Raw genomic sequence first — 24,801 nt, forward strand, 5'->3', positions numbered from 1 at the left:
GACGCGGACTCGGCCGCCGGCCTGCTGGTCACCACCGAAGCCATGATCGCGGAGGCTCCGAAGAAGGAGTCGGCTGGCGGCGGCATGCCTGGCGGCATGGGCGGCGGCGGCATGGGCGGCATGGGCGGCATGGATTTCTAATCCAGCTCATCAGCCTTCTGATATGGAAAGGGCGGCCGAGAGGTCGCCCTTTTGAATATTGACCAATGGCTTTCCAGGAAAGTCGAGGCTCACGCCAATGCGGTCGCGCCGCACTAAGGACTACAACTTCGTCCGCATTCATTCGGCGCTTCGCGCCACCTCGGCCATGGCCGCCCGGCTCGCCGACGAGCGATCTCAGATATCGTTGCGCCGACCGAAGCGAAGGAAGCTGAGCAGCTGTCCGCTAAGCGCGCCCTACAAAAAGATGAAGATTAACAGGATTTTAATTGTAAACAGTATGACAAGGCTGCTCTTCCAAATCTTTTGAGAAACCACATGCCGATAATCAGACGCTCCCCCCAACCAACTGCAACGTTCGCGCAGCGACTTCAACTCCGAATGTCTGCAAAGCGGGTAAGCCAATCTGAACTCGCTAGACTGGTTGGCTATACGCCAACTGCTATCTGGAACTGGCTCCAGGGCAACACACTACCGAGAGCTGAGACCCTGGCGGCCTTGGCAAATATATTGGAGGTGACTGAAGACTGGTTGCGCGATGGCGACCCAGTAAAGGCTGCGGAGGATGTAAGCGAAGAAAAAGCGCTGGAGCCCAAAACCATGGCCGAAATGATAGAGCACCTCAGAGCCAACATCGCAAACCTTACTGGATATGAGATAGAGCGTGTAAAGCTGACGCTGGAATTTAGCTCCGGCTAATTTCAAACTGATCCACTATGCAAAAAGTGGGCGTTGAATCCCTCCAAAATGTGTATTATGTTACACGGAGCGCTCTTATGGAACGCGACAGCCGGAAGCTGATCAAACTGCTTGAGGAGGATGGGTGGTTTGAGATCGGCATCACCGGCTCGCATCATCATTTCAAGCATCCAACGAAACTTGGAAAAGTGACAATCCCCCACCCTCGTAAAGATATACCGATTGGCACGGTTCGGGCGCTGATGAAGCACGCGGGGCTGCTCAACAAAGCAAGATAAGAGAATGCGCTACATCGCTTTTATTCGCAAAGATCCTGATAGCGTCTATGGCGTCGACTTTCCCGATATGCCGGGCTGCATTTCGGCTGGCGACACGATAGACGAGGCTGTGCGCAACGCTGTCGAGGCGCTTTCCGGTCATGTTCGAATGCTGGAGGCCGACGGCGATCCGGTGCCTTCCCCTCGCGATTTCGATGCGATTGCAAATGATCCAGAACTTGCGGAGGATCGCGAAGGCGCTATGACGACGGTCGTTCCGCTGATCCGTGACCGTGGTTCCACAACGCGTATCAATGTATCCTTCGATCTCGGCCTGCTTGAAGCTATCGATGCCACGGCGCGTGAACGGGGACAAACCCGCTCTGCCTTCCTTGCTTCGGCCGCACGCAAAGAGATTGTTGACTAGTCGTGCAGACGAGGGGCTGGCTAGGGCCGAGCCCGTCAAGCTCAAACAAGCAGTATCAGCGTGCCGTTACATTGCAGTGACCTCTTTGGCGGGCAATGCACCTTCTATCAGGGCGGCGACTTCGTCGGCCACCGCCAGCACCTGGGCACGGTCGCGGGTGGCGCGCGCGATCACCATCAGCCCTTCCAGTGATGATTCGACAAGCAGCGCCAGGGCGCGGGCGCGGCGCTCGGGCACCCCTGCCCTGACGAAGGCCGCCTGCAGCAAGCCTATCCATTGCTCGAAGGCCGAGCGGCACAGTTCGGCCAGTTCCGGCACGTCGGCCGGCGAGTCCAGCACCACGGGTGCGATCGGACAGCCAAGTGTGAACTGATTGTCCTCCAGCATGCGCGCGACCGACTGGTAGATATGGTGTACGGCCACCGCCGGATCTTTTTCGGCGGCCAGCTCTTCGCCAAGCCTTTGCGTCACCTGGTCAACGCTGTCACGCGTGACTTCGATGACCAGTTGGTCCTTGCCGCCCGGAAAATGAAAATAGAGCGATCCTCTTGGCGCAGCGGAGGCGCTCAAGATGTCGTTGAGCGAGGTGCCGTGATAGCCGCGCTGCCTCAGCAGCAGCGCCGTCGCCTCGATCATGCGGGTGCGAGTATCGTTCGCCATGTCAACCTCTGTCAGGAGTGAACATTATAGGCCTTGCGCTGAATATGACAATCGGTTTACATAATATGTAGATCAGTCTATATATTCCGACGCCGTTTCATCGAAGAGGAGAACGACAAATGACCATCCGTGAAGCAGAGGCCCAATGGCAGGGGTCGTTAAAAGAAGGTTCTGGACGGCTGCGGCTCGGCAGCGGCGTCTTCGAAGGTGCCTATTCCTTCCCGTCGCGCTTCGAGAACGGTCCCGGCACGAATCCCGAGGAACTGATTGCGGCGGCGCATGCCGGCTGCTTTTCGATGGCGCTGAGCGCCATACTGGGCAGCGGCGGTCATGTCCCCGTACGGATCCACACCGTCGCCAAGGTGCATCTCGGAACGAGCACGGCCGGACCGACGCTCACCCGCATCGACCTTGAAACGGAAGCCGAAATCCCGGGCCTGGCGCCCGAGGAATTCCAGCGCCTTGCCCAATCGGCGAAAGCAACATGCCTCGTTTCCCGCGCTTTGGCCGGTGTGGCTGATATCAGGCTCAAGGCCGACCTCGTCACGGCCGCCGCTGCGGAAAAATGAAATCAGGAGACACCGAGATGAAACGGGGTAGCAGCATGGTCGTCCTTGCAGACGACCAATCCAGACAGACGGCCGAGATCATGCGACGCTTCAACGACGTGTTCCAAAATCATGATCCGTCGGCACTCCCGGGCCTGGTGGCCGAGGACTGCGTCATCGAAAACACCGTGCCGGCGCCGGATGGCGCCCGCCATGCCGGCCGGGAGGCATGCGTGCGGCTGTGGTCGGCGATCGCCAGCGAACCAGGCACGCGCTTCGATATTGAAGAGACGATCGTCGCCGGTGAACGGGCGACAATCCGCTGGCGTTACTGGCGTGCCGACGGCAACTCCATCCGTGGCGTCAATCTGATGCGCGTAGCGGACGGGCTGATCGTCGAGGCGATGGGATACGTCAAGGGGTAGCGCCAACAGGCGCTACCGGCCGGTCAGTCAGCGCCAGTTTTGCGCCGAGCGCGACGAAGGCGCCGGCGAAGGTGCGGCGCATCCAGGTCAGCACCATCGGCCGCGACACGACATGGCTGCGGATCGAGGCGGCGAAGATGCCGTAGCCGGCAAAGACGACGAAGGTCAAAAGCATGAAGACGGTGCTGAGCTCCAGCATCTTCGACAGCGCATGCGGTTCGGTGGTGCTGACGAACTGCGGCAGGAAGGCGAAGAAGAAAATCGACAGCTTTGGGTTGAGGATGTTGATGAGGATGCCCGAGGTGATCACCTTGCCGACTGAGCGCGGCGCGACATCGTGCCCGACGTTCAAGCTGCCGCTCTCCTTCAGCGTGTTCCACGCCATGTAGAGCAGATAGGCGACGCCCAGATATTTCAGCGTCTCGAAGGCGACCGCGCTGGTGTGCAGCAGCGCCGCCAGTCCGGTGATGGCCGCGGCCATATGCGGGATGATGCCCCGCGTGCAGCCGGCGAGCGGGCGACGATCCGCTTCTATATCGGACCCCGGACGTCAAGGCTCCGTTGTCCTGTTCAGCGGCGGTGTTTTGGAAAGGCCTTAATTTGAACTTCGGCTTGCGAACCCGGGTGTGGTCTTTGCCGGGTTCTGCAGCAGGGTGTGTCCATGACCCGCAGCGGAAGTTCGCTCGCCCTCGATTGGACTTTGATTTTTGGGAGTTGATTTGCTGCAATACAATAAGAATGCTACCATATTTAGTCGCCAATATTTTTTGCTGATTAGCGACCAGCCTGCCAAAACGTAGGGCGCGTTCGTCCGCCGCGAAGTCCATCTCGGATTAGCGGGCGCGAGTTCGCGTTACCGGATATGTGCACATCCAGAAGAGCATCACGAGGTTCGCCGGCATAGGTGCGGCCCCGTGCCTCAGATTCCGCTTGCATGCATGAACAGCCACCACGGGCACCGGCCAGCGCGCGCGGCGTTGAAGATAAAGCAACGCATCCGAACCCAAGGAGATCGTCATGAATGATATTCAGGAGCGCGGCGAAGCCGCAATCGCAACCCCGTCAGCGCGAAGGGTCGACATCAAGCTCGAAGTCGTCGTCATCCCCATTTCGGACGTTGATCGAGCCAAGCGATTTTACGGCGGCTTGGGTTGGAGGCTCGACGCCGACATCACAGGCGACGAATTTCGTGTCATCCAGTTTACGCCTCCGGGCTCCCCGTGTTCGATAGTCTTCGGCGCAGGGGTCACCCCAGGGCCCTATGCCCGGGTCGAGCTCGATGTCCTCGAAAGCGTTGGCGAGCTCGTCGTGTCAGACATCGAGGCAGCGCGCGCCGAACTCGCCGATCGCGGTGTCGACGTGAGCGAGGTGTACCACTATGCCGGCCGTGAAGGCCGTGTCAGCGGTCCGGACCCTGAGCGGCGCAGCTACTCCTCGTGGGCCTCCTTCAGCGATCCGTCCGGAAATGTCTGGCTGTTGCAGGAGGTCACTGCGCGAGCGCCCGGCCGCGTCGACGCTGACGACACCACATTTGTATCGTCGGCCGAGCTCGCGGCCGCGCTCCGGCGCGCGTCTGCGGCCCATGGCGAGCACGAGAAGCGGACAGGCGGCCAGCGTGATGAGAACTGGCCGGACTGGTATGCCGAGTACATGATGGCCGAGCAGGCTGGCAAGCCGCTGCCGCTGTAAGGATTGGATCACGACGTCATTTGAAACGGCAGCATCGACGCAATAGTAACCGTTTGATCGAGGAGCCAGCGCCCTCGGCGGCTCAATCGAAGTGCAGGGCGTGCGCATCCCGGCACCGACCACGCTTTGAGGCGTTAACGATAATGTTTTGATGTTTCTCGGGCAGCCGCGCTTGCACGCGACCGTGCTCTATCTGCGGGCGCAGAGCGGCCTCCATCTGGCGCTATTTCATGGCCGACGGCAACTCGCTGCGCGGCGTCAACCTGATGCGCGTCGAGAGCGGGCGGATCGTCGAGGCGATGGGCTATGTGAAGAAGGGGTAGCGCTGGCGGCTCTACCGCTCGGTCAGCGCCAGTTTTGCGCCGAGCGCGACGAAGGCGCCGGCGAAGGTGCGGCGCATCCAGGTCAGCACCACCGGCCGCGACACCACATGGCTGCGGATCGAGGCGGCGAAGATGCCGTAGGCGACAAAGACGACGAAGGTCAAAAACATGAAGACGGTGCTGAGTTCCAGCATCTTCGACAGCGCATGCGGTTCGGTGGTGCTGACGAACTGCGGCAGGAAGGCGAAGAAGAAAATCGACAGCTTTGGGTTGAGGATGTTGATGAGGATTCCCGAGGTGATCACCTTGCCGACTGAGCGCGGCGCGACATCGTGCCCGACGTTCAAGCTGCCGCTCTCCTTCAGCGTGTTCCACGCCATGTAGAGCAGGTAGGCGACGCCCAGATATTTCAGCGTCTCGAAGGCGAGTGCGCTGGTGTGCAGCAGCGCCGCCAGACCGGTGATGGCGGCCGCCATATGCGGAATGATGCCGAGCGTGCAGCCGAAAGCAGCGATGATGCTGGCGCGCGCGCCACGCGAAAGCCCGGCGCTCAGCGTATAGAGAACGCCAGTGCCGGGCGAAGCCACGACAATCAGCGAGGTCAACAAGAATTCGATGCTCACGGATGATCCTCCGGCGTTGTTCCCTGCCGCCGGCAGCGTAGCCAGCGAACCGCGCGGGCACAAGCCAGCCCGGGGGCCGGTAGTGTCTCATTTCAAGCATTGACCCTGAAGCGACATTCGCATTGAGGTCAACAGCCAGTCTGGTTGACTGGCTGCCGCATCGGCGCATAGTCGTCGACTTACGCGATGTCCCCTTTGGGGAACAGTCGTATGAGGGGAGGCAAGCCATGGAAGTCGCTGATGGCGCACGTGTCGACGTTCACGTCCCGTATATTCTCGTCCATTCCGATCGTGAGATCAGGCGTCTCAGCCATCAGGCGGGCATCATTAACCCGATCACGCGAAGAATCTTGCTGTCTGCGGGCATAAGACCCGGGATGCGCGTGCTCGACGTCGGCTGTGGCGCGGGCGACGTTACATTCCTGGTTTCCGAGATGGTTGGCAGCGAAGGTCAGGTCATCGGCGCAGATCGGGCTCCGGCGGCTCTTGCGGCGGCGGAAGGGCGCGCGGCGGCGCATCCGCTCCAGAATGTCAGCTTCCGTGAAGGCGATCCCGCGGCACTCTCGTTCGACCGACCGTTCGACGCCGTGATCGGCCGCTATGTTCTGATGTTTCAAGCCGATGCTGTGGCCATGCTGCGTGGCGTCGCTCGTCACCTCCGGCCTGGAGGGACCATCGTCTTCCATGAGCCGGATTGGGACGGCTGTCGATCCAGCCCGCCAGCGCCGACCTACGACGACTGCTGTCGATGGATCGTCGAGACGTTCCGGCGCAGCGGTATCGAGACCAATATGGGTATCAAGCTCGATGCGGCTTTCCGCGCGGCTGGATTGACCGCGCCCTCAATGCACTTGGAGGCGGTTGTTGGGGGAACCAAGAGCGGTTTCGACTGGTCACACCAGACCGCTGAACTCATTGTGACGATGCTGCCGGAAATACAGAGCCGGGGAGTTGCGACGGCCGCTGAGGTCGATATTGAAACTTTGGGACAGCGCATGCAGCTCGAAATCGAGGCGGGTAGCGTGATCGTGAGCCGCTCGGAAGTGGGCGCCTGGTCGCGTGCCCCGACCTAGTGACAAGACTGGAGCGACAGGGTAGCCCGTACCAATCCTTCTCCGGGGTTCTGGGCGGCTGCCTCGCAGGAAAGACCAAGGCGAATATCCCGCTCTTGGCAACGTGCTTGTTCTGGCAGATGAACCGAACGGCGACTTCCCACCCATTCCGGGCGCGCTCCCTCGTCTGATCGCTTCCTCAGGCAAACCATGCACTGCTTGCCCTGGTATCACCACGATCGGCCTGACCTTCGATACGACCCTTCACTGCGAAAGAGACCAGTCTGGAACGCTTCTTGACGACGATGCCGTATAATCTAGAACTTGTCCTTGCGCCGTGACCACCTCCTCCTGAAGCAGGATAATCGTCATGTGTCACAAATCCTTTGGATCGCAGGAGCTGACAAAAGGCGAGGTCGTGGCGCATGCCGTGTCCTGCGCCGCAGCCGTTTTCTCGGCCCGCACGGCTTTCATGATCCTTCGCTCAGGCAGAGAAATGCTTGCGGCAGCCCTCGTGCTCGGACTTTGCGCAACTGCGAGCGCCGATGACGTACTTTTCGAAAACGTCCGCATCTTCGACGGAAAGGGCGCCGCACTTTCGGCCCCATCGAATGTGCTGGTCGAGGGCAATGTGATCGCGCGGATCTCGACAAGTCCCATCGCGGCCGAAGGCGCGCGGCGCATTGCCGGCAACGGGCGAACGCTGATGCCGGGGCTGATCGATGCGCATTGGCACGCAATGCTGATTGCGTCCACACCGGCAGAGGCGATGGGCGACGTCGGCTTCGCCAATCTTGCGGCCGGCGACGAGGCGACGGATACGCTGATGCGCGGCTTCACCACCGTTCGCGACGTGGGCGGGCCGGCGTTCGGCCTCAAGCGCGCGATAGATCAAGGCATCATAGCGGGACCGCGCATCTATCCGTCCGGAGCCATGATCACCGTGACCAGCGGGCATGGAGATTTCCGCCAGCTCAGCGACTTGCCTCGGACGATCGGCGGCTTGTTCACTCCAATGGAGAGGAACGGCGGCAGCATAGTTGTGGACAGCCCCGACGAGGTGCGTTTGCGTGCCCGCGAGCAGCTCATGCAGGGGGCCGCGCTGCTAAAGTTGACAGCGGGCGGTGGAGTGTCGTCGCCCCACAGCCCGCTCGACGTCACCACCTTCACCGAGCCCGAACTGCGGGCTGCTGTTGAAATTGCCGAGAATTGGGGCACCTACGTCGCCGCGCACGCCTTCACCTCGGATGCGATCCGGAAGGCTATCGCGGCTGGTGTTAAGTGCATCGAACACGGCTTCCTCATGGACGAGGCAACCGCCAAGCTGATCGCCGAAAAGGACATTTGGCTGAGCTTGCAGCCGCTTCCCGAATTGATGAGGACAGGCCTCCAAGAGGGTTCGGTCGAGCGAGCCAAGGCCGATGAGGTGTGGCCGGGCATCGGCAGGACCTACGAACTCGCGGAGAAATACAAGATCAAGACGGCATGGGGCACCGATGTCCTGTTCTCCCGCGCGTTGGCGAAGCAGCAGGGGGCAATCCTGGCGTCGCTTGTGCGTTGGTACACGCCTGCCGAAGCGCTCGTCATGGCGACCGGGACCAATGCCGAGCTGCTCGCGCTGTCGGGCCTTCGCAACCCCTATCCGGGGAAACTCGGCCTGATCGAAGAAGGCGCGCTCGCGGACCTCCTGCTCGTCGAAGGCAATCCGCTGGAGAACCTCGACGTGGTGGCCGATCCTGCCAACAACTTCAAAATCATCATGAAAGATGGCCTTATCTACAAAAACACGCTGACCCAGTGAGGAACGACTGAGCCGCCTGTCTCTACTGGACGCCGCCGATGGCCTGCTGGCCGCAGAGCGCTGGCATTCCACAGCCGAGTGACAAGGAATGGCCGCTTCCCACCCGAGGTGGAAATTCTGAGACACTATCTGAGGCCCGTTATCACAGCGTCGGCAGCCCATGGCTGTGGCGCGCCATCAGGCAATCGTCGCCACCGGGCATGCAGGCGCGGCAGACGTCCGGTCGGACCTCGTAGATGCCGCAGGCGGTCGACTTGCCGACCTCGCCGGAAAGTGCCGAACAGCGCACGCCGTCGCAGCGCATGCCGGCTTCGTCGGCGGCCACATAGTCTTGCGGGATCCGGTCGAGCTGCGCATCATCTTCCGTCGAAAAGCGCGGCCATTCGGCCGAATAGGAACAGCAGGCGCCGCAGCTCTGGCAATCGAAGCGAGGGGCGGCGCCTTCCTCCAGAGACGAAAAGTCTCCGGCGCTCGCCAAGGCAAGCAGCCCTGACGCAACCGGATGCGGATCGGCGTTTCGCGGCAAGGGCGCTATTTCTTCTTCCTACTCTTGCGCGACGCCACTTCCGCCGGCGACTTGAACAGATCGGTCGCTGCCTCGGCTGTAACGTCGGCTTTGGGCGCGGCGGCCGGCTTGGCCAACTTTGCGGTGGCAGCGGATGTCGCCGGCTGGTCCTTGGCGGAGAATTTTATGGCCATATCAATCCTCGTCGGAGAAACGCGATGATGGCGCATTCGGGTTGCGAAGGCGGCCGATCAGCGCCGAGACCGCCGTGATGTTCATTTCCTCGGGCGACCAGTTCCTGGCCTCCTCGATGTGCCGAGGCGCCAGCTCGCGATGCGTGCTGCCGCTATAGGCGGCATCCTGATGGGTGACGCGCTCATGGGTCTTGGCATTTTCGCGGACATACTCGATCAGATAGTTCGGGCATTCGGAGCGGCCACGCACGCCAAGCCTGACCTGGGCATCGCCATGGGCGCGCCTGCAGCGCTCGAGCTTTTCGAGCACGCGCCGGACATATTCGACCGGCTTGTCGAGCTCTCCTACGACATCGGCGATGGTCGAATCGGCGGCGATCGCCTTTTGCGGGACGCGCTTGGTGGCCATCAGCGTTTGCCCACGCGCTTCGGCGCGGCGGCGAGCGCGGCGGCCGCAGCCATATCGTCGGCTTCCTTTTCCAGGCGCAATTCGCGCAGCCGCGCGGTCTTGGCTTCCCGGGCCTGGCTGACGGCATCCTGCTCGGAAATGATGCGGTTGAGCGACATGGACTGGGTCTGGGCCTTGCTGAAGACGGATTCGGCCTGGTCGCGGGATTTCTTTGAAGTGGCGGTCAAGGTCTTTCTCCCGGTTCGGAGCGTAATGCCGAGCGAGACCGGTCTTTCGACCAGGACCACGCACAAAGCAATACGGTAGTCGGATTCAAATTGCTGAGCATCCTTAACACGTTCAAGCGAACGCGCGGTGCTCTTTTCGAATTTTGAGGCGCCCCAAATGCAAAAGGCCAGGCATTGCCTGACCTCCCGCTGAGGCGCCGCGCGTCCTTTTGGACGCGCTGACACTTTTCATCTGCGCATGATCCTTCGGAAACGATGTTTCCCGGGTCATGCGCTGGAATCCGCCGTTCGCCAGTGCCAGTACATCCGTGGTCACCGGCGAGGCTGAATTCCGTTTTAGGCCGCCTTCAGCTGATCGGCGGACATCTTGCCCGACTTGTTGTCGCGGACCATCTCGTAGCCGAGCTTCTGGCCCTCGACGATGTCGCGCATTCCGGCGCGCTCTACGGCTGAGATGTGGACAAAAACGTCGGCCGAGCCGTCGTCAGGCTGAATAAAACCAAAACCCTTGGTGGCGTTGAACCATTTAACTGTGCCTGTGCTCATAACGAACCCTTTCCGTGGCAAATATTCGTTCGCCGTCATGCGAATGCACAACAGCGTTTGTCTCGATTTTGATGGGGGAAGTTCGTCAAAGGCGCGCCTGGACACGCGGATAACAAAAGTCGGTCAAACAAATATCGACGAATTGCTTTTAGACTTCTTTTGGCGCCGTGTCAATTTTTTGCTTTCGCCGTGTCGTACGCACAGGAGTTGTCCGGGTTAGATAGCACACGAGTTGTCCGGTTTTCTGTCTCCGTGAGGAGGCGGATCTGGCGCCGAACGGGGCCAGCGCCAGTCGTTAAAAAAATTGCACGATGCCGGGAACCATTTTGGCATCCGTGCATTTTTAGTATCGTCAGCAGTTCATGAGAGCAATCTCAGGAAAGGCTGACACAAAGGACGCCTCCCGTGCGATAAAACGCGCGAGGGGCGTTCTTTTGTGGTGAGCGGCGACCGCCACTTCGCCCTGGCCGCCAGGGCTGTCGCCTCACCGATGCCCGACGGCCGTTTGGGTGATCAGCGTAGTTGCCATTCGCGGCGTTCTGGAAGCCCGCCTTTGATCGGACCGGACTGGCTCCGGCCATTTCTGCTTCGCCGCTTCCGCGGACCAGTAATCTCGGAACCGAAAAACCAGCCGCCCGTTTCCCAAACGGTAGGTTAATCCCAGGAGATGCGGCCATGGTGAACAGGGATCAGGTTGTGGGCCTAGCCAAGCAGCTCAAAGGTTCGGTGAAGAAAGCCGCCGGAAAGGCCACCGGCAACAGGCGCGTCCAGGCTGAAGGCGCGGCCGATATGATCGCCGGCAAAATGCAGAAGGCCTATGGCGACATGAAGGACAAGCTCAGGAAGGTGCTCTGATCCCTGCGCTGCCGTTTCAACAGCAATGAGGAAAGCGGCTTAGGCGGCCTTTTGTTTGCTTTCGGTTGCTGCCGTTACAAGTTCAGGCTTTTGGAGAAAGCGTTGGTGAAGGCGACCTCGCCATGGTCACCGATGGCTTGGCCAAGCACCACCTCCAAGCTGTCGCTGGTCACCCGCGCCAGCGCGAAGCCGCCCATATAGGCAGCCTTCGGCTTGATCAGGTCGAGCCCATCGCTGCGGTAGATCATCGGTATCTCGTGCTGGTGGCCATGGAAGATGCCGATGACGTTGTAGCTCTTCAGCGCCGCCAGCAGCGCCTGCCGGTCCGCCTCGCTCCACCAGTGCGGCGCACCAGTGCCGTCATCGTCGAAGGTTCCTTTGGCGGCATCCCACCGTTCGATCGAAAAAACATCCCAGCCATAGTGCTGGAACAGGATGACGGGGCGGCCGCCCGCCGCGTGGGCCGCCAAATCCTGCTTCAGCCATGGCAGGCCGGAGACCGCGCCGTGGCCGGTGTCGCCGGCAAAACGATGCGTCTGGACGAGATGCAGGCCGCCCCAGTCCCATGAGTAGCAGTCGGTGTCGACATCGTAGTCGGTTACCGGCACCGGCGGCTTGAAGAACACGCCGGCACGATGGTTGACCTCGACATAATCGCGCATTTCGCGGCGATACCAGTCGACGTGGTTCGGCGGACCGTTCTGGTCGAGATCATGGTTGCCGAGCCCGACATAGACCGGCACATGCACGCGATCGGGGCCGACGCCCTGCTGGTATCGCTGGCTGAACTGGAGCAGCTGCGTTCCTTCGCTGGGCTGGGTGACCTGGCCGCCGCCGTCGTCGGTCATGTCGCCGCCGACGACGAGGCCGAGCGGCGTGCCGATACGGCTGCCGGCCGAGCGCAGGCCGGTGGCGATGCCGTTGATTTCGGCCGGCCACTCCTTCTCGCCAACACCGTTCAACGCGGCGACGCTGCGCAGCAAGGCGGCGTCGGTCTTGCCTTCCTGCTGACAATTGGGGCTCAGCCCGCTGGCCATGCGGCAGGCATGGACATCTGCGACGAACAGGAAGGTGGCGTCGACAGGCGGAACGCGCTGCCCGGTCTGTCCGAGCGCCGGTCGCGCAAGCGCGCCGGCCGCAGCAAACCCCGCCGCCCGCGCCAGGAAGCTGCGCCGGGAGAGTGACCCTGCCGCGATGCGATTCATGGCGCGAAATTCAGCACAGCCGGCGCCTCTTCGTCCAGTTGCCGCGAACATGTCGACACGGCGCCGCAGGTCTGGCATTGCTTTCAGTGTCAGGACTCAACTTGCGCGGGCAGACGAGGACGCTATGAAGACTATATCCATCGGCACGATATTCACCATCCTGGCGAGCGCCGCTCATGGTGCCGAGTGCATTGACGCCAAGGCTGCCAAGGCCGGCTTCATTCTCGAAAGGCCCGGCATCCACAGCGAGTTTCGACCGGCGGCGGGTGGAATGGTGTCGGTTGCCAACGAATACCAGTCCCAATCGCCGCAGACGCAGTTTCTGTTCGGCGGCTTGATCGAGGTGTTTCGCGACAGCGAGACCGGTCAGCTTGCCATGATCCCATTTTCCGATCTCAGAAAGCTGTTTCCGCTCAAGGCCGGGGCGAAAAGCAAGACCGTGTTCGTCCGCCTCGCAGCAAACAAGCAGCCGAAGGGCACCGAGACGCTCGAGTTCAACGTCAAGGGCAAGGAGACGTTCAGCCTGGGCGACTGCAAATACAACGTGCTCGCCGTCACGCAGACGATCAAGAACGAGGCCGGCAAGACGCAGGATGAATTCACCGCGCTCTACGCGCCCGACCTGCAAGCGGTTCTGGCCAGGCGCTATGACGAGGGCACCAACGCCGAAAGCGTGGTCGGCTACGAGGTCATCAAACCGCTGCCGAATTAAGTCCCGGCAGGGCAGAGGGCGACTGGCGCTCCGGCATCAAAAGGCTTTGTACTGCCGCAGCACCCTGCGACGTCGCTTCGCAACTGCTTCGCCCTTGGATGACGAAGCTGGGGAAGCTCCCTGCTCCAGCGCGTTCAGGCAATCGCGCAGCACGCCTGAATCCTGCGCCGTCTTGGCGATCGACATGGCGCCGGAATAGGTCGCGACCGCAAGCGCGGCGAAGCGCTGCGGATCGGTGTCCTGCTCCCTGCCCGCTTGCTGGTCGGCCCTGACCTTGTCGGCGATCGCCTGACGCCATGCCGAAAAGATGCTGGCAAGGGCAGCTCGGAAATCCGCATCGGCAAGCGACAGTTCATGCGCCAGGTTGTTGAGCGGGCAACCGCGCACGAAACCCTGTTGCTCCAGTTCCGCCGCCACGGCCTCGAACACGTTGCGCACGCCCTCGCGCGCCGAGCCTGCCGCGTGCACCGGCGCGATCCATGTTGCTTCGACGGCCGCGGCGACCCGCTCCTCGATCACCGCCAGCGCCAGCGCTTTCTTGGTCGGGAAATGATGATGCAGTGCGCCGCCGGTGACGCCTGCCGCCGCCATCAGGTCGCCGAGGCTGGAAGCGTGGTAGCCGCGCGCCTGAAACGAGGCTTCGGCGACATCGAGCACGCGTTTGCGCAGGCCTTCCGGGTCGTTGGTGCGTTTCCCGGGCCGCACCTTTGGGCGAGCGGTAATCTCTGCTGACATTCCACACGATAGCAGATTGACAAAACAGGACAACCGGTCTGTTTTAAAACAGGATGAATACGCTGTTTTGGAGATTGCGCAATGAGCCTGCCCCCGAATGCCCCGTCGAAATCCCGCCTCAACGCCTCGCCGGTCGTCGAACTCAGGCAGTACACGCTGAAACCCGGCCGGCGGGAGACGCTGATCGGCATCTTCGACGGTCACCTGATCGAGGGTCAGGAAGCGGCAGGGATGACCATCATCGGTCAGTTTCGCGATCTCGACCGGCCTGACAGGTTCGTCTGGCTGCGCGGCTTCGACGGCATGGTCGCGCGGAAAAATGCACAGACCGCTTTCTACGAGGGACCCGTCTGGGCGGCCTGGCGCGATGCCGCCAACGCCACGATGATTTCCTTCGACGACGTGCTGTTGCTGAAACCGGCATGGCCGGGCGCCGGTTTCGATCTGTCGGGATCGCAACGAGCAGCCTTGCATGGTTACGAAAAGGCAAGCGGAGACAATCGCTTGTCGGATATTGTTGTCATCAAGATTCATCATCTGCGGCCCGGCGCCGAAACCGACTTCGCCAGTCACTTCGAAACCGATGCCATTCCCACCCTGGCGGCACTTGGCGCGCGGCCACTTGCCGCTTTCGTCACCGAGCATGCCGAAAACAGCTTTCCCCGCCTGCCGGTGCGATCAGGCGAAAACGTCTTCATCAGCGTCGCCGCCTTCGACAGCGCGGACGCCCATGCCTGCCACGAGGCAGCCCTTGCCAGTTCCCCGGAGTGGCAGGCATTCGAGCGGGAGGCCCAGTCATGTCTGGCTAGATCGACCGAGACCTTGCGCCTATCTCCAACCTCACAGTCGCTGCTTGCGCGGTGAGAGGCGAGCCTCTTCCTTGTCCCCCTGCGTTCCTTCAACCGATTTGCATTCTTGCCGCCCACAATCTCCGCTTGAAGCCATTTGTGCAACGCGATACGCCGGTGCCGAATTCGACAGATCGGAGAGACATGTGAGCGCGCCAGAGACCAGAACCGAAACCGACACGTTCGGTCCCATCGAGGTCGCCGCCGACCGTTACTGGGGCGCCCAGGCGCAGCGTTCGCTGGGCAATTTCAAAATCGGCTGGGAAAAGCAGCCGGCGTCGATCGTTCGCGCGCTCGGCATCGTCAAGCGGGCGGCGGCCGAAACCAATATGGAGCTGAAGCGGCTCGACCCGGCCATCGGCAAGGCGATCATCGAAGCCTCCCAGGAAGTCATCGACGGCAAGCTGAACGATCATTTCCCGCTGGTCGTCTGGCAGACCGGCTCGGGCACGCAATCCAACATGAACGCCAACGAGGTGATCTCCAATCGGGCGATCGAACTGCTGGGCGGCGTCATGGGGTCGAAGAAACCGGTGCACCCCAACGACCACGTCAATATGAGCCAGTCGTCGAACGACACCTATCCGACGGCGATGCACATCGCCTGCGCCGAGCGCATCGTGCACGACCTGTTGCCGGCGCTCAGGCATTTGCACGCCGCGCTGGAGGCCAAGACCAAAGCTTTCGCCCACATCGTCAAGATCGGCCGCACCCACACGCAGGACGCGACGCCCCTCACCCTTGGCCAGGAATTCTCAGGCTATGCCGCGCAGGTCGCCTCCTCGATCAAACGCATCGAGATGACGCTGCCCGGCTTGCAGGAACTGGCGCAAGGCGGCACCGCAGTCGGTACCGGTCTCAACGCACCGGTCGGTTTTGCAGAGAAGGTGGCGGCGCGCATCGCCGCGATCACTGGCATCGGCTTCGTCACCGCGCCGAACAAGTTCGAGGCGCTGGCGGCCCATGATTCCATGGTGTTCTCGCATGGCGCCATCAACGCCTGCGCCGGCGCCCTGTTCAAGATTGCCAACGACATTCGTCTGCTCGGCTCCGGCCCGCGCTCCGGCCTTGGTGAACTGTCGCTGCCGGAAAACGAGCCGGGTTCGTCGATCATGCCGGGCAAGGTCAACCCCACCCAGTGCGAGGCGTTGACGCAGGTCTGCGTGCAGGTGTTCGGCAACAATGCGGCACTGACCTTCGCCGGCAGCCAGGGCCATTTCGAGCTCAACGTCTACAATCCGCTGATGGCCTATAATTTCCTGCAGTCGGTGCAGCTGCTCGCCGACGCCTCCATTTCCTTCACCGACAATTGCGTCGTCGGCATCGAAGCGCGGAAAGACAACATCAAGGCCGCCCTCGACCGCTCGCTGATGCTGGTGACGGCACTGGCGCCGACCATCGGCTACGACAATGCCGCCAAGATCGCCAAGACCGCGCACAAGAACGGTACGACCTTGCGCGAGGAAGCGCTGGCCACCGGGCTGGTCAGCGAAGCCGATTACGACCGCCTGGTGCGGCCGGAGGACATGACGCATCCGGGATGATCTTGCGCTGATCGCAAAAACGTTACTGCTGTGAACGATCTGTAACCAATTCCGCATCTTTGGTGAACAGTCGACCTGATCTATCTGGGGGGACACCACAACCCCTTCCGGAGAGAGCTCACCATGTCCACCAACACGTCCGTTGCCGGTTCCGGCACAGTTTCCAACGCCTCGGCCACCATCCTGCTTGGCCGCGTCCTGCTTTCAGTCATCTTCGTGCTTTCCGGTTTCGGCAAGCTCACTGCGATCGCCGGCACCGCCGGTTACTTCGGCAGCATGGGCCTGCCGATGCCGACCGTAACGGCCGTTGTCGTCGGCCTGATCGAGCTGCTCGGCGGTCTCGCCATCCTCATCGGCTTTCAGACCCGGATTACAGCCTGGGTGCTGGCAGTCTTCACCGTCGCCACGGGACTGGTCGCCCACACCGGCTGGGCCGATCAGATGCAGATGATCAGCTTCATGAAGAACCTGGCGATTGCCGGCGGCTTCCTCGTGCTGGCTTCCTCGGGCGCAGGCGCCTATTCGGTCGACGCCAAGCGCGGCTGAAGCGGGCCAGGAACGATTTGCAGCAAGGGGCGCGGAATTTTCCGCGTCCCTTTTTCGTTGTCGGTTTATCCAGACTTTCGCCGGGCCGAGTGGCCTGACCCGAATTTCTGCTAAGGTGGAGGCGTCGGGGAGGAACAGGCCAACCGGCCTGGCCGACATCGGAGGTGACCAATGCCCCGCAATGCGCTGCTTCTGTTTTCCCGACTGCTTCTCGCCGCGCTATTCGTTCCGTCCGGCTTCCACGCGCTTAGCGACATTGCCGGCACATCAGGTTATTTTGCCGGCCTCGGCCTGCCGCTGCCGACACTCGTAGCCTGGGCGACGGGCCTGTTCGAGCTGATCGCCGGACTGCTTATCCTCGTCGGCCTCAACACCTCGATCGTGGCGCTCCTGCTTGCCGCCTTCTGCATCGCGGCAGGCTTCATCGGCCATTTTGGCCAGGGCGGCGACGATCCGACACTGACCTTCATGCACTCACAGATGCTGATGAAGGACATCGCCATATCAGGTGGGTTTCTGGCGCTGGCGATGGCTGGTGCAGGTGCCTATTCGTTCGATGGCCAGGGTTTTGGGATCGACGCCGACGCCACTTGATGAGACAGACTACTTGACCGAAACGCTGGAGCCGCCCTCGACCGCCAGCACCAGCCGGCGGTTGGTGACCCTTGCCAGCTGTGCCAGCCGGCCGGCCGGCCGCTCGCCGTAAAGGTCGGCCAGCGACGCCGGCAGCACCAGCGCCAGCACGCCATTGCCGCGCCTCTCCCATTTCAACCGCGGCATGACGCCCGGCATCGCCGCCGTCAGCAGGTAGACGACGCGCATCACCGCGGCCAGCACGCGGGCGCGCTCGATATAGCGCGGCGTTGCCAGTGCCTTGATTTCCGGCGCGATCGATTCGTTGAAGATGCCCTCATGACGGTATGCGTTGGCCAGCGCCAGGAATGCGCGGCCGGGATGGTCGACGCCGATGAAGGAGGCGTGGGCAATGATGTTGAGCGACTGCTTGCCGCGATATTCGGGATGCGCGCGCCAGCCGATGTCGGCAAGCAGGCAGGCGGCCTGGCGGTAACGCGCCTCGTCGACGGTCTCCTCGATGCCGAAAGCGGCGAATGTCTTGCCCGTCCACTCGACAAGCTCATGCGCGTGGGTGACCGAGCGCGAACGCAGCCGGGCGAGTTCCTCCGAGGCCGAGATCAGCGGATCTGCCCTCTGCTCGGCTTTGTCGAGCAGCGAATAGAGAAAGCCCTCGCGCACGCCCAGCGCTGAGACGATGATCTTGGACGGCTGCATCGCCGCCATGATCTCCTGCAGCACGATGGCGCCATAAGGCAGCAGCGAGCGGCGGTTCTTTGAGACGCCCTCGATACCCCTTATCTTCTCGATCTCGCCCTTGGCGACCTGCTTGAGGAAGTTCGCAGCGCTGTCGATGCCGATCTCGTAATGGTGCATGACGCTCAGCGGATAGCTGGTCATTTCCATGTAGAGCCGGGCCAGGTTTCGCCAGGTGCCGCCGACTGCATAGAACGGCCTGCCCTGCCCGCCTTTCAGGAGCCTTGCCTTCGCGAGCTCGTCGCGCGCTATCTTTCCCGCCTGGGCCAGTGAGTTCTTCGCCATGTCCTGCAGGCGCAGACCGCCCAGCGGCAGCGTGATGCCGTCGCCGATTGCCTCGCCGTCGACGTCGACCAGTTCGAGGCTGCCGCCGCCGAGGTCGCCGGCGATGCCGTTGGCCGGGTGGAAGCCGGAAATGACGCCGAGCGCGGAATAATGCGCTTCCTGGCGCCCGCTCAGCACCTGGACCTCGGTCTTGAGCACATCTTCGGCGCGGTGGATGAAATCGGGGCCGTTGACCGCCTCGCGGGCGGCGGCGGTCGCCAGCACATACATACGCTCGGCGCCGGCCTGCTCGGACAGCGCGCGGAAACGGCGGAATTCTTCCATCGAGCGGGTCACCGCCTCGGGATCGAGCCTTCCGGTCGAAACGATACCGCGACCGAGGCCGGCCAGCATCTTTTCGTTGAACAGCGTGGTCGGCGAGCGCGCCAGCCCCTCATAGACGACAAGACGGATCGAGTTCGACCCGATGTCGATGATGGACAGCGGTCGGCGGTCCTGAAGCCGGCCCTGGGACGTTGAAATCATCAGCCGGTCGCTGCGCCGTTTTTCTTGCGGCGCTTGAACTGCGCGATGCGCTTGGGCGCATGCGATTTCAGCGCATCTCCACGTCCGGAAAGGCTCGGATTGGTCATGAAATATTCCTGCGCGTTGAACGGTTCCTCGCCCTCCTCGAGCGTGGCGCGCCGGGAGGTTCCGTCAGCCAATACGTCGAAACTTTGCTGGTTGTCCATGATGTTGCCCAGCATGATCTGGCCGAGGACTTGTTCATGCACCGTTGGATTGGTGATCGGCACCATGGTTTCGACGCGGCGGTCGAGATTGCGCGGCATCAAATCGGCCGATGAGATGTAGACGACCGCCCCGTCCGACGGCAATCCGTGGCCGTTGCCGAAACAATAGATGCGGCTGTGTTCGAGGAAGCGGCCGACGATCGACTTGGCCCTTATGTTTTCCGACAGGCCCGGCACCTGGGGCCTCAGGCAGCAGATGCCACGCACGACGAGATCGATCTCGACGCCGGCGCGGCTGGCGTCATAGAGCGCGTCGATGATGATCGGGTCGACCAGCGAATTCATCTTCATCCAGATGCGGGCCGGCCTGCCCTCCAGCGCATGCGAAATCTCCTCCGAAATGTGCTTGAGGATGCGCTTGCGCAGGGTGAACGGCGAGATGGCCAGCCGCATCTCCTCGGTCGGCTCGGCGTAGCCGGTGATGAAATTGAACAGCTGGGCGACATCGCGGGCGATCATCGGATCGGTGGTGAAGAAGGACAGGTCGGTGTAGATGCGCGCGGTGACCGGGTGGTAGTTGCCGGTGCCGAGATGCACGTAATTGCGCAGCTTGCCGTCCTCGCGCCGCACCACCAGCGACATTTTCGCATGGGTCTTCAGTTCGAGGAAGCCGAATACGACCTGAACGCCGGCGCGCTCGAGGTCGCGCGCCCAGCGGATATTGGCTTCCTCGTCGAAACGCGCCTTGAGCTCGACCAGCGCCGTTACCGACTTGCCGGCCTCCGCCGCGTCGACCAAAGCGCGCACGATCGGGCTGTCGTTCGAGGTGCGATAGAGTGTCTGCTTGATCGCCACCACTTCCGGGTCGGCCATCGCCTGGCGCAGGAACTGCACCACCACGTCGAAGGACTCGTAGGGGTGATGAACGATGATGTCCTTCTCGCGGATGGCGGCGAAACAGTCACCGCCGTGCTCTCGGATGCGCTCGGGAAAGCGCGGATTATAGGGCGTGAACTTGAGATCGTCGCGGGCGATGGCGACGATCTCGGAAATCTGGCTGAGCGCCAGGGGACCGGTGAGCACGCTGATGCGGCTCGACGAGACGCCAAGCTCGCCGGCGACGAACTCGCGCAGTTCGGCCGGCATCAGCTTATCGAATTCGATGCGGATGACCGAGCCGCGGCGGCGGCGCTTCAGCGCCGTCTCGAACAGGCGCACGAGATCCTCGGACTCCTCCTCGACCTCGATGTCACTGTCGCGGATGATGCGGAACGTGCCGGAGCCCTTGACTTCGTAGCCGGGGAACAGCTTGCCGATATAGAGACCGACCGCCTCTTCCAGCGGAATGAAGCGGACATGACGCTTGCGGTCAGGCAAGCGGATGAAGCGCTTCAGCGCCACCGGCAGACGCAACAGCGCGCTCATCTCTTCGCCATTCCTGCGATGGCGCAGTTGCAGGGCCATCGAGAAGCCGAGATTGGGAATGAATGGGAACGGATGCGCCGGGTCGATCGAAAGCGGTGTGAGCACCGGAAACACCTGCTCCTGGAAATGATCCTCGAGCCAGGTCTTCTCGTCCTTGGTCAGCGCATCGCGGCTGATGCTCTCGATGCCTTCCTTGTCGAGCAGCAGCATCAGCGCGGAAAGGCTCTTCTGCTGGTCCTCCTGCAGGCGCTCCACCTCGCGCAGCAACTGTTCCAGCTGTTGTTCGGGGGTGCGGCCGTCCGGGCTCTTCAGCGTGATACCTTCGCGAACCTGGCCGGCGAGACCGGCCACACGGACCATGAAGAACTCGTCGAGATTGGCGGCCGAAATCGACAGGAAGCGGACCCGCTCGAGCAGCGGATGATTGGCGTTCAGCGATTCCTCGAGGACGCGGCGGTTGAATTGCAGCCAGGAAAACTCGCGGTTGACGAAGCGGTCCGGGTTGCCGCCCTCTGGGCTCGCCACCTCGACAGTGGTGAATTCGCTCTGCACCGGCTTTAGTTCGTTCATGGTTCCTGCTCGTTTCGCACCCGCTGGCCACAGCGTGGCGCGTCTTTGCGGACGCGCAAAGGACGCTCCCACCACTTAAGCTACGCATGATCCCCAGCGAAACCGAATTCGGTTTTCGGACCATGCCTTAACCGGCTTAGCTTATCCTGTGACAGGCTTTTACGACAGTTTGATTTCATCGATCTTGCAAAGAGACTGCTTATGATCCAGATGCAATCCAGGTACAGCGCGGCGCGTCCTTTGGACGCGCAAAGGTCGCGGTGGAATTTTGATTTTGCGCATGATCCGGGGTCATGCGGCAAATAAAGGAGACGACGATGGCAGGCGGTTCCATTCCCCATTTCCAGAACGATGCGGGCTATGCGGCGATCGACATCGGCGTCAAGGAATTCATGTGCACCGGCGCCAACCCACCTTTCGACCATCCGCATGTGTTTCTCGACATGGGCGACGACAATGAAAAGGTCTGCCCCTATTGCTCGACGCTTTATCGCTATTCGCCAAAGCTGAAGACGACGGAAACGCAGCCTGCGGGATGCCTCTATATCGACCAGGCCGCCTGACGCGCACGCCATCCCCATGGACGACACCCGGTCCCGGCAGCTGGTTATCGCCGGAGCCGGCGTCGCTGGACTGACTGCGGCGCTGGCGTTTTCCGAGCGCGGCTATCTGGTGCGGCTGTTCGAACAGGCGCCGCGCCTCGAAGCGGCCGGCGCCGGCATCCAGCTCTCACCCAACGCGACGCGCATCCTTCGCCAGCTCGGCGTGCTCGACCGGCTGTTGCCGGCGGCGGTACGGCCGGAGGCGGTCGTGCTCAAGGAGGCGGCCACGCTGCGCGAGCTGGCGCGGGTGCCGCTTGGCGAAGCAGCCGAAAGGCGCTGGCAGGCGCCCTATCTCGTCGCTCATCGGGCTGACCTGCAAGACGCGCTGATGGCGCGCCTTGCCGAGCAGCCGGACATCAGTCTCGCCACCGGCGCGCGCGTCAGGGGCGTCGCCACAGGACCGCGCCATACCACGGCAACAGTCAAGATTGCCGGCAAGACGGTCGAAGCCGACGGCTTTCTGCTGATCGGCGCCGACGGCGTCTGGTCGGCGATCCGCGCTTTTGGCGGGCTTGCGGCCAAAAGCCGGTTTTCGGGCGAGCTTGCCTTGCGCGCTACGATCAGTGCAGACAGCGTCGCGGGAGAAGCCGTTGCGGCGGTCGGCGCCGCCAATTGCGTGACCACCTTCCTGCATCCCGGCTTCCACCTCGTCACCTATCCGGTCAGTAACGGCACGGTTTTCAACCTGGCCGCCTTCACCAGGGGCGAGATCATCGCCGAGGGCTGGTCGGGCCACGCCGACCCCAATATCCTCGCCGGCGCCATGCGTGGCACGGCGCCAGCACTGGCCCGTCTTGCCGAGGACGCCGGCCCGTGGACCGCATGGCCGATCCATACGGTCGACCAAGGACAGCCATGGACGACGCCCGCCGGCATCGCCCTGATCGGCGACGCGGCGCATGCGATGACGCCGTTTGCGGCGCAGGGCGCGGCGATGGCGATCGAGGATGCCGCAACCCTTGCCGGCTTTGTCGCCGCCTCGCCTGCCGATCCCGGGAGCGCGCTTGCCGCCTGGGAAAAGGTGCGGCGCCCGCGCATCGCCAAGGTCGCCCGGCGCGGTGCCGTCAACCGCTTCGCCTGGCATGCAGCGGGGCCGGTGGCCATCGCGCGCAACCTGTTCCTGAAGCTGCGCTCGCCGGAAAAGCTCGCGGCCGATCTCGACTGGCTCTATGGCTGGCGGCCGCCGGAAATCGTCGATCGGCGATGAAAGCTCGACTGTCTGGCGGGACAGCGAAGGAATGAGGCGCTCGACTTCTGCCCCCACTCAGTCATCGCAAACCGGCTGATCACGCCGGAACGATCATCAATTATAAATCCGCATCGACAGGTCGAGCGAGGCCGGCAGCGGATTCCACCAGCCTGTCCGCAGGCCGGCGATACGTAGAGCCGCCGCTGTCCAGGTGTTGCAGCCAACCAGCGCGTTGAAACGGCCGTTGGCTTCGTAGAAGCGGTCGAACCTGGAATAGGCGGCATTCTCGATCAGGATCGGACCGTTCGGCCCTTGCTGGAAACTTGCGGCGGTGAAGTCGAGCAGCGCTGCAAAACGCTCCTCGCTGGGTCGAAGCCGGCGACGTCGGGGTGCGGCTCGACAATGTTGCCGGCGACATCGACATGCATCACCGAAGCGTCAAGGGTCAGCGCCTTCATCACCGGCACCGCCTTCAGTTCCGACCAGGTCGGCGTCTCCAGATAGAAGGCGCGGCCGCCCCAGCCGAAGACGATGTAGCGGACCCCAGCCATGTCGGCCGGAATGCCGTCATCGACCAGGAAATGGAAGCGCTTGCGCACATCGTCATCGACCGGGATGGCAATATCGGTGTGGATCGGATTTTTCAGCACCAGGATGTGCCTGGTGGCGACGGGATCGGCGGCGGCCGCCGGCAAGAGCGGCCGTGGAATGACTGTGCCCAGCATCACGGCAAGCACGATTGCCACCACCAGAATGGCGAGAAAACGCCCAAGCTTTTTCACGAGGGACGGCTTTCTCATGAGGGACGGCCTCGCAATCGGGCGCAATCGCCTGCTGACGGCTCAGACGCAAAAGAGCCCGGCAGGATTTCGGCCGGGCTCTTTTGATTCGCGTGAGAGCAATCAGTGCAGGATCTGCGACAGGAACAGTTTTGTGCGCTCGTGGCGCGGATGGTCGAAGAACTCGGCCGGGGTGTTCTGCTCGACGATCTGGCCCTGATCCATGAAGATCACCCGGTTGGCGACCTTGCGGGCAAAGCCCATCTCGTGGGTGACGCAGAGCATGGTCATGCCCTCTTCGGCGAGGCCAACCATCGTCTCCAGCACTTCCTTGATCATTTCCGGATCGAGCGCCGAGGTCGGCTCGTCGAACAGCATGATGCGCGGGTTCATGCACAACGAGCGGGCGATGGCCACACGCTGCTGCTGGCCGCCGGAAAGCTGGCCGGGATATTTGTTGGCCTGTTCCGGGATCTTGACGCGCGTGAGGAAGTGCATGGCGATTTCCTCGGCCTGCTTCTTCGGCGTCTTGCGCACCCAGATCGGCGCCAGCGTGCAGTTTTCCAGGATGGTCAAATGCGGGAACAGGTTGAAGTGCTGGAACACCATGCCGACCTCGCGGCGCACCTCGTCGATCTTCTTCAGATCGTTGGTCAATTCCTTGCCGTCGACGATGATCTTGCCTTTCTGGTGCTCTTCCAGCCGGTTGATGCAGCGGATCATCGTCGATTTGCCGGAGCCCGAAGGGCCGCAAATGACGATCCGCTCGCCGCGCATCACCTTCAGGTTGATGTCCTTCAGCACATGGAATTCGCCGTACCATTTGTGCATGGCGATGATGTCGATGGCGACATCGGTGTCGGAGATATGCATCTTGGCGGCATTGACCTTGATCTCTTCCG

The 24,801-nt window shown here is 62.2% G+C and carries 28 protein-coding genes and 2 pseudogenes; 16 read left to right on the top strand and 14 right to left on the bottom strand.

Annotation, left to right across the window (positions count from 1 at the left end; genetic code table 11):
• The first annotated feature begins 477 nt into the window (after positions 1-477).
• The 3 genes from BQ8482_RS29930 to BQ8482_RS29940 all read left to right on the top strand — a co-directional run bounded on the left by BQ8482_RS29930 (position 478) and on the right by BQ8482_RS29940 (position 1,542).
• A complete protein-coding gene (locus BQ8482_RS29930; protein WP_123150892.1) occupies positions 478-858 on the top strand; it encodes a helix-turn-helix domain-containing protein in 381 nt (126 codons plus the stop codon).
• 77 nt (positions 859-935) lie between these two features.
• A complete protein-coding gene (locus tag BQ8482_RS29935; protein WP_123150919.1) occupies positions 936-1,136 on the top strand; it encodes a type II toxin-antitoxin system HicA family toxin in 201 nt (66 codons plus the stop codon).
• Between the two features lie 4 nt (positions 1,137-1,140).
• Complete coding sequence (locus BQ8482_RS29940; RefSeq protein ID WP_123150893.1) at positions 1,141-1,542, top strand: type II toxin-antitoxin system HicB family antitoxin; 402 nt, start codon at positions 1,141-1,143, stop codon at positions 1,540-1,542.
• 66 nt (positions 1,543-1,608) lie between these two features.
• Here BQ8482_RS29940 and BQ8482_RS29945 read toward each other — a convergent pair whose 3' ends face one another.
• Positions 1,609-2,202 (bottom strand): TetR/AcrR family transcriptional regulator, encoded by a 594-nt coding sequence (locus tag BQ8482_RS29945; RefSeq protein WP_123150894.1) that lies wholly within the window; start codon positions 2,200-2,202, stop codon positions 1,609-1,611.
• 119 nt (positions 2,203-2,321) lie between these two features.
• Between BQ8482_RS29945 and BQ8482_RS29950 the strand changes: the two genes are divergently transcribed.
• Together BQ8482_RS29950 and BQ8482_RS29955 are read left to right on the top strand one after the other, a co-directional pair.
• Complete coding sequence (locus tag BQ8482_RS29950) at positions 2,322-2,771, top strand: OsmC family protein (protein ID WP_091590680.1); 450 nt, start codon at positions 2,322-2,324, stop codon at positions 2,769-2,771.
• A gap of 17 nt (positions 2,772-2,788) precedes the next feature.
• The gene (locus BQ8482_RS29955; RefSeq protein ID WP_123150920.1) at positions 2,789-3,175 is read left to right on the top strand and encodes a nuclear transport factor 2 family protein; all 387 of its coding nucleotides are present in this window, start codon (positions 2,789-2,791) and stop codon (positions 3,173-3,175) included.
• Here the strand turns inward: BQ8482_RS29955 and BQ8482_RS29960 are convergent.
• Positions 3,165-3,683 (bottom strand): annotated as a pseudogene (locus BQ8482_RS29960) (LysE family translocator); the annotation flags it as partial. The gene BQ8482_RS29955 and the pseudogene BQ8482_RS29960 overlap by 11 nt on opposite strands.
• A 509-nt stretch (positions 3,684-4,192) precedes the next feature.
• On the opposite strand from BQ8482_RS29960, the gene BQ8482_RS29965 reads away from it, so the two are divergent.
• Positions 4,193-4,864, top strand: a complete 672-nt coding sequence (locus BQ8482_RS29965) for a VOC family protein (RefSeq protein WP_123150895.1) — start codon at positions 4,193-4,195, stop codon at positions 4,862-4,864.
• Positions 4,865-5,198: 334 nt separating this feature from the next.
• Here the strand turns inward: BQ8482_RS29965 and BQ8482_RS29975 are convergent, their stop codons facing one another.
• Positions 5,199-5,810, bottom strand: coding sequence for a LysE family translocator (locus tag BQ8482_RS29975; protein ID WP_123150921.1), 612 nt, complete (start codon positions 5,808-5,810; stop codon positions 5,199-5,201).
• A 227-nt stretch (positions 5,811-6,037) separates the two neighbouring features.
• On the opposite strand from BQ8482_RS29975, the gene BQ8482_RS29980 reads away from it, so the two are divergent.
• Both BQ8482_RS29980 and BQ8482_RS29985 read left to right on the top strand, forming a co-directional pair.
• Positions 6,038-6,883 carry a class I SAM-dependent methyltransferase gene (locus BQ8482_RS29980; RefSeq protein ID WP_077375727.1) on the top strand — a complete coding sequence of 282 codons (846 nt, stop codon included), beginning with the start codon at positions 6,038-6,040 and terminating at the stop codon, positions 6,881-6,883.
• 475 nt (positions 6,884-7,358) lie between these two features.
• A complete protein-coding gene (locus tag BQ8482_RS29985; RefSeq protein ID WP_123150922.1) occupies positions 7,359-8,663 on the top strand; it encodes a metal-dependent hydrolase family protein in 1,305 nt (434 codons plus the stop codon).
• Positions 8,664-8,805: 142 nt separating this feature from the next.
• Here BQ8482_RS29985 and BQ8482_RS29990 read toward each other — a convergent pair whose 3' ends face one another.
• The 5 genes from BQ8482_RS29990 to BQ8482_RS30005 form a co-directional block, all read right to left on the bottom strand.
• Positions 8,806-9,141 (bottom strand): YkgJ family cysteine cluster protein, encoded by a 336-nt coding sequence (locus tag BQ8482_RS29990; protein ID WP_244603041.1) that lies wholly within the window; start codon positions 9,139-9,141, stop codon positions 8,806-8,808.
• A gap of 53 nt (positions 9,142-9,194) precedes the next feature.
• Positions 9,195-9,362, bottom strand: a complete 168-nt coding sequence (locus BQ8482_RS38420) for a hypothetical protein (RefSeq protein WP_165848766.1) — start codon at positions 9,360-9,362, stop codon at positions 9,195-9,197.
• Between the two features lies 1 nt (position 9,363).
• Complete coding sequence (locus tag BQ8482_RS29995; RefSeq protein ID WP_095489282.1) at positions 9,364-9,771, bottom strand: hypothetical protein; 408 nt, start codon at positions 9,769-9,771, stop codon at positions 9,364-9,366.
• A complete protein-coding gene (locus BQ8482_RS30000) occupies positions 9,771-9,998 on the bottom strand; it encodes a hypothetical protein (RefSeq protein WP_123150923.1) in 228 nt (75 codons plus the stop codon). Before BQ8482_RS30000 ends, BQ8482_RS29995 begins: the two co-directional genes overlap by 1 nt.
• Before the next feature lie 336 nt (positions 9,999-10,334).
• Positions 10,335-10,544 carry a cold-shock protein gene (locus BQ8482_RS30005; protein ID WP_010915421.1) on the bottom strand — a complete coding sequence of 70 codons (210 nt, stop codon included), beginning with the start codon at positions 10,542-10,544 and terminating at the stop codon, positions 10,335-10,337.
• A gap of 675 nt (positions 10,545-11,219) precedes the next feature.
• Here BQ8482_RS30005 and BQ8482_RS30010 point away from each other — a divergent pair.
• On the top strand, positions 11,220-11,399 hold the full coding sequence (locus tag BQ8482_RS30010) for a CsbD family protein (protein ID WP_123150897.1): 180 nt from the start codon (positions 11,220-11,222) through the stop codon (positions 11,397-11,399).
• Positions 11,400-11,473: 74 nt separating this feature from the next.
• On the opposite strand, the gene BQ8482_RS30015 is transcribed toward BQ8482_RS30010, so the two are convergent.
• The gene (locus tag BQ8482_RS30015) at positions 11,474-12,604 is read right to left on the bottom strand and encodes a metallophosphoesterase (RefSeq protein WP_165848767.1); all 1,131 of its coding nucleotides are present in this window, start codon (positions 12,602-12,604) and stop codon (positions 11,474-11,476) included.
• Positions 12,605-12,728: 124 nt separating this feature from the next.
• Here BQ8482_RS30015 and BQ8482_RS30020 point away from each other — a divergent pair, with 124 nt between their 5' ends.
• On the top strand, positions 12,729-13,316 hold the full coding sequence (locus BQ8482_RS30020; protein WP_123150899.1) for a hypothetical protein: 588 nt from the start codon (positions 12,729-12,731) through the stop codon (positions 13,314-13,316).
• 36 nt (positions 13,317-13,352) lie between these two features.
• Here the strand turns inward: BQ8482_RS30020 and BQ8482_RS30025 are convergent, their stop codons facing one another.
• Positions 13,353-14,051 (bottom strand): TetR/AcrR family transcriptional regulator, encoded by a 699-nt coding sequence (locus BQ8482_RS30025; protein WP_165848768.1) that lies wholly within the window; start codon positions 14,049-14,051, stop codon positions 13,353-13,355.
• 81 nt (positions 14,052-14,132) lie between these two features.
• On the opposite strand from BQ8482_RS30025, the gene BQ8482_RS30030 reads away from it, so the two are divergent.
• From BQ8482_RS30030 to BQ8482_RS30045, 4 genes are all read left to right on the top strand, one after another.
• Positions 14,133-14,915 carry an NIPSNAP family protein gene (locus BQ8482_RS30030; protein WP_123150900.1) on the top strand — a complete coding sequence of 261 codons (783 nt, stop codon included), beginning with the start codon at positions 14,133-14,135 and terminating at the stop codon, positions 14,913-14,915.
• Between the two features lie 130 nt (positions 14,916-15,045).
• Positions 15,046-16,443 (top strand): class II fumarate hydratase, encoded by a 1,398-nt coding sequence (gene fumC / locus BQ8482_RS30035; RefSeq protein WP_123150901.1) that lies wholly within the window; start codon positions 15,046-15,048, stop codon positions 16,441-16,443.
• 123 nt (positions 16,444-16,566) lie between these two features.
• Entirely contained in the window at positions 16,567-16,989 is a 423-nt protein-coding gene (locus BQ8482_RS30040; RefSeq protein WP_123150902.1) for a DoxX family protein, read from the top strand.
• Between the two features lie 171 nt (positions 16,990-17,160).
• On the top strand, positions 17,161-17,583 hold the full coding sequence (locus tag BQ8482_RS30045; protein ID WP_123150903.1) for a DoxX family protein: 423 nt from the start codon (positions 17,161-17,163) through the stop codon (positions 17,581-17,583).
• Between the two features lie 9 nt (positions 17,584-17,592).
• Here BQ8482_RS30045 and ppx read toward each other — a convergent pair whose 3' ends face one another.
• Together ppx and BQ8482_RS30055 are read right to left on the bottom strand one after the other, a co-directional pair.
• Positions 17,593-19,128 (bottom strand): exopolyphosphatase, encoded by a 1,536-nt coding sequence (gene ppx / locus BQ8482_RS30050; protein WP_123150904.1) that lies wholly within the window; start codon positions 19,126-19,128, stop codon positions 17,593-17,595.
• Positions 19,128-21,329, bottom strand: coding sequence for an RNA degradosome polyphosphate kinase (locus BQ8482_RS30055; protein WP_123150905.1), 2,202 nt, complete (start codon positions 21,327-21,329; stop codon positions 19,128-19,130). The genes ppx and BQ8482_RS30055 overlap by 1 nt, the downstream gene beginning before the upstream one ends.
• Before the next feature lie 317 nt (positions 21,330-21,646).
• Between BQ8482_RS30055 and BQ8482_RS30060 the strand changes: the two genes are divergently transcribed.
• Both BQ8482_RS30060 and BQ8482_RS30065 read left to right on the top strand, forming a co-directional pair.
• Entirely contained in the window at positions 21,647-21,892 is a 246-nt protein-coding gene (locus tag BQ8482_RS30060; protein ID WP_123150925.1) for a zinc-finger domain-containing protein, read from the top strand.
• Between the two features lie 16 nt (positions 21,893-21,908).
• Entirely contained in the window at positions 21,909-23,138 is a 1,230-nt protein-coding gene (locus BQ8482_RS30065; RefSeq protein WP_123150906.1) for an FAD-dependent monooxygenase, read from the top strand.
• Between the two features lie 96 nt (positions 23,139-23,234).
• Here the strand turns inward: BQ8482_RS30065 and BQ8482_RS30070 are convergent.
• Together BQ8482_RS30070 and BQ8482_RS30075 are read right to left on the bottom strand one after the other, a co-directional pair.
• Positions 23,235-23,920, bottom strand: a pseudogene (locus BQ8482_RS30070) (TIGR02117 family protein).
• Positions 23,921-24,022: 102 nt separating this feature from the next.
• Positions 24,023-24,772: an amino acid ABC transporter ATP-binding protein gene (locus BQ8482_RS30075; RefSeq protein WP_174654397.1), complete on the bottom strand. Its 750-nt coding sequence runs from the start codon at positions 24,770-24,772 to the stop codon at positions 24,023-24,025.
• Positions 24,773-24,801: the final 29 nt, after the last annotated feature.

This window comes from Mesorhizobium delmotii (assembly GCF_900149755.1).
Lineage (GTDB): Bacteria > Pseudomonadota > Alphaproteobacteria > Rhizobiales > Rhizobiaceae > Mesorhizobium > Mesorhizobium delmotii.

What these genes read in the sequence shown, in the direction of transcription:
- BQ8482_RS30010 (WP_123150897.1), top strand. Translation starts at nt 11,220, where the DNA reads ATGGTGAACAGGGATCAGGTTGTGGGCCTAGCCAAGCAGCTCAAAGGT.
- BQ8482_RS30060 (WP_123150925.1), top strand. Translation starts at nt 21,647, where the DNA reads ATGGCAGGCGGTTCCATTCCCCATTTCCAGAACGATGCGGGCTATGCG.
- BQ8482_RS29945 (WP_123150894.1), bottom strand. Translation starts at nt 2,202, where the DNA reads ATGGCGAACGATACTCGCACCCGCATGATCGAGGCGACGGCGCTGCTG.
- BQ8482_RS30020 (WP_123150899.1), top strand. Translation starts at nt 12,729, where the DNA reads ATGAAGACTATATCCATCGGCACGATATTCACCATCCTGGCGAGCGCC.
- BQ8482_RS30055 (WP_123150905.1), bottom strand. Translation starts at nt 21,329, where the DNA reads ATGAACGAACTAAAGCCGGTGCAGAGCGAATTCACCACTGTCGAGGTG.
- BQ8482_RS29965 (WP_123150895.1), top strand. Translation starts at nt 4,193, where the DNA reads ATGAATGATATTCAGGAGCGCGGCGAAGCCGCAATCGCAACCCCGTCA.
- BQ8482_RS30065 (WP_123150906.1), top strand. Translation starts at nt 21,909, where the DNA reads ATGGACGACACCCGGTCCCGGCAGCTGGTTATCGCCGGAGCCGGCGTC.
- BQ8482_RS30015 (WP_165848767.1), bottom strand. Translation starts at nt 12,604, where the DNA reads ATGAATCGCATCGCGGCAGGGTCACTCTCCCGGCGCAGCTTCCTGGCG.
- BQ8482_RS30030 (WP_123150900.1), top strand. Translation starts at nt 14,133, where the DNA reads ATGAGCCTGCCCCCGAATGCCCCGTCGAAATCCCGCCTCAACGCCTCG.
- BQ8482_RS29940 (WP_123150893.1), top strand. Translation starts at nt 1,141, where the DNA reads ATGCGCTACATCGCTTTTATTCGCAAAGATCCTGATAGCGTCTATGGC.
- BQ8482_RS30005 (WP_010915421.1), bottom strand. Translation starts at nt 10,544, where the DNA reads ATGAGCACAGGCACAGTTAAATGGTTCAACGCCACCAAGGGTTTTGGT.
- BQ8482_RS29955 (WP_123150920.1), top strand. Translation starts at nt 2,789, where the DNA reads ATGAAACGGGGTAGCAGCATGGTCGTCCTTGCAGACGACCAATCCAGA.
- BQ8482_RS30040 (WP_123150902.1), top strand. Translation starts at nt 16,567, where the DNA reads ATGTCCACCAACACGTCCGTTGCCGGTTCCGGCACAGTTTCCAACGCC.
- BQ8482_RS29985 (WP_123150922.1), top strand. Translation starts at nt 7,359, where the DNA reads ATGCTTGCGGCAGCCCTCGTGCTCGGACTTTGCGCAACTGCGAGCGCC.
- BQ8482_RS29950 (WP_091590680.1), top strand. Translation starts at nt 2,322, where the DNA reads ATGACCATCCGTGAAGCAGAGGCCCAATGGCAGGGGTCGTTAAAAGAA.
- BQ8482_RS30045 (WP_123150903.1), top strand. Translation starts at nt 17,161, where the DNA reads ATGCCCCGCAATGCGCTGCTTCTGTTTTCCCGACTGCTTCTCGCCGCG.
- BQ8482_RS30075 (WP_174654397.1), bottom strand. Translation starts at nt 24,772, where the DNA reads ATGCATATCTCCGACACCGATGTCGCCATCGACATCATCGCCATGCAC.
- BQ8482_RS30025 (WP_165848768.1), bottom strand. Translation starts at nt 14,051, where the DNA reads ATGTCAGCAGAGATTACCGCTCGCCCAAAGGTGCGGCCCGGGAAACGC.
- BQ8482_RS38420 (WP_165848766.1), bottom strand. Translation starts at nt 9,362, where the DNA reads ATGGCCATAAAATTCTCCGCCAAGGACCAGCCGGCGACATCCGCTGCC.
- BQ8482_RS29935 (WP_123150919.1), top strand. Translation starts at nt 936, where the DNA reads ATGGAACGCGACAGCCGGAAGCTGATCAAACTGCTTGAGGAGGATGGG.
- BQ8482_RS29980 (WP_077375727.1), top strand. Translation starts at nt 6,038, where the DNA reads ATGGAAGTCGCTGATGGCGCACGTGTCGACGTTCACGTCCCGTATATT.
- BQ8482_RS29995 (WP_095489282.1), bottom strand. Translation starts at nt 9,771, where the DNA reads ATGGCCACCAAGCGCGTCCCGCAAAAGGCGATCGCCGCCGATTCGACC.
- BQ8482_RS29930 (WP_123150892.1), top strand. Translation starts at nt 478, where the DNA reads ATGCCGATAATCAGACGCTCCCCCCAACCAACTGCAACGTTCGCGCAG.
- ppx (WP_123150904.1), bottom strand. Translation starts at nt 19,128, where the DNA reads ATGATTTCAACGTCCCAGGGCCGGCTTCAGGACCGCCGACCGCTGTCC.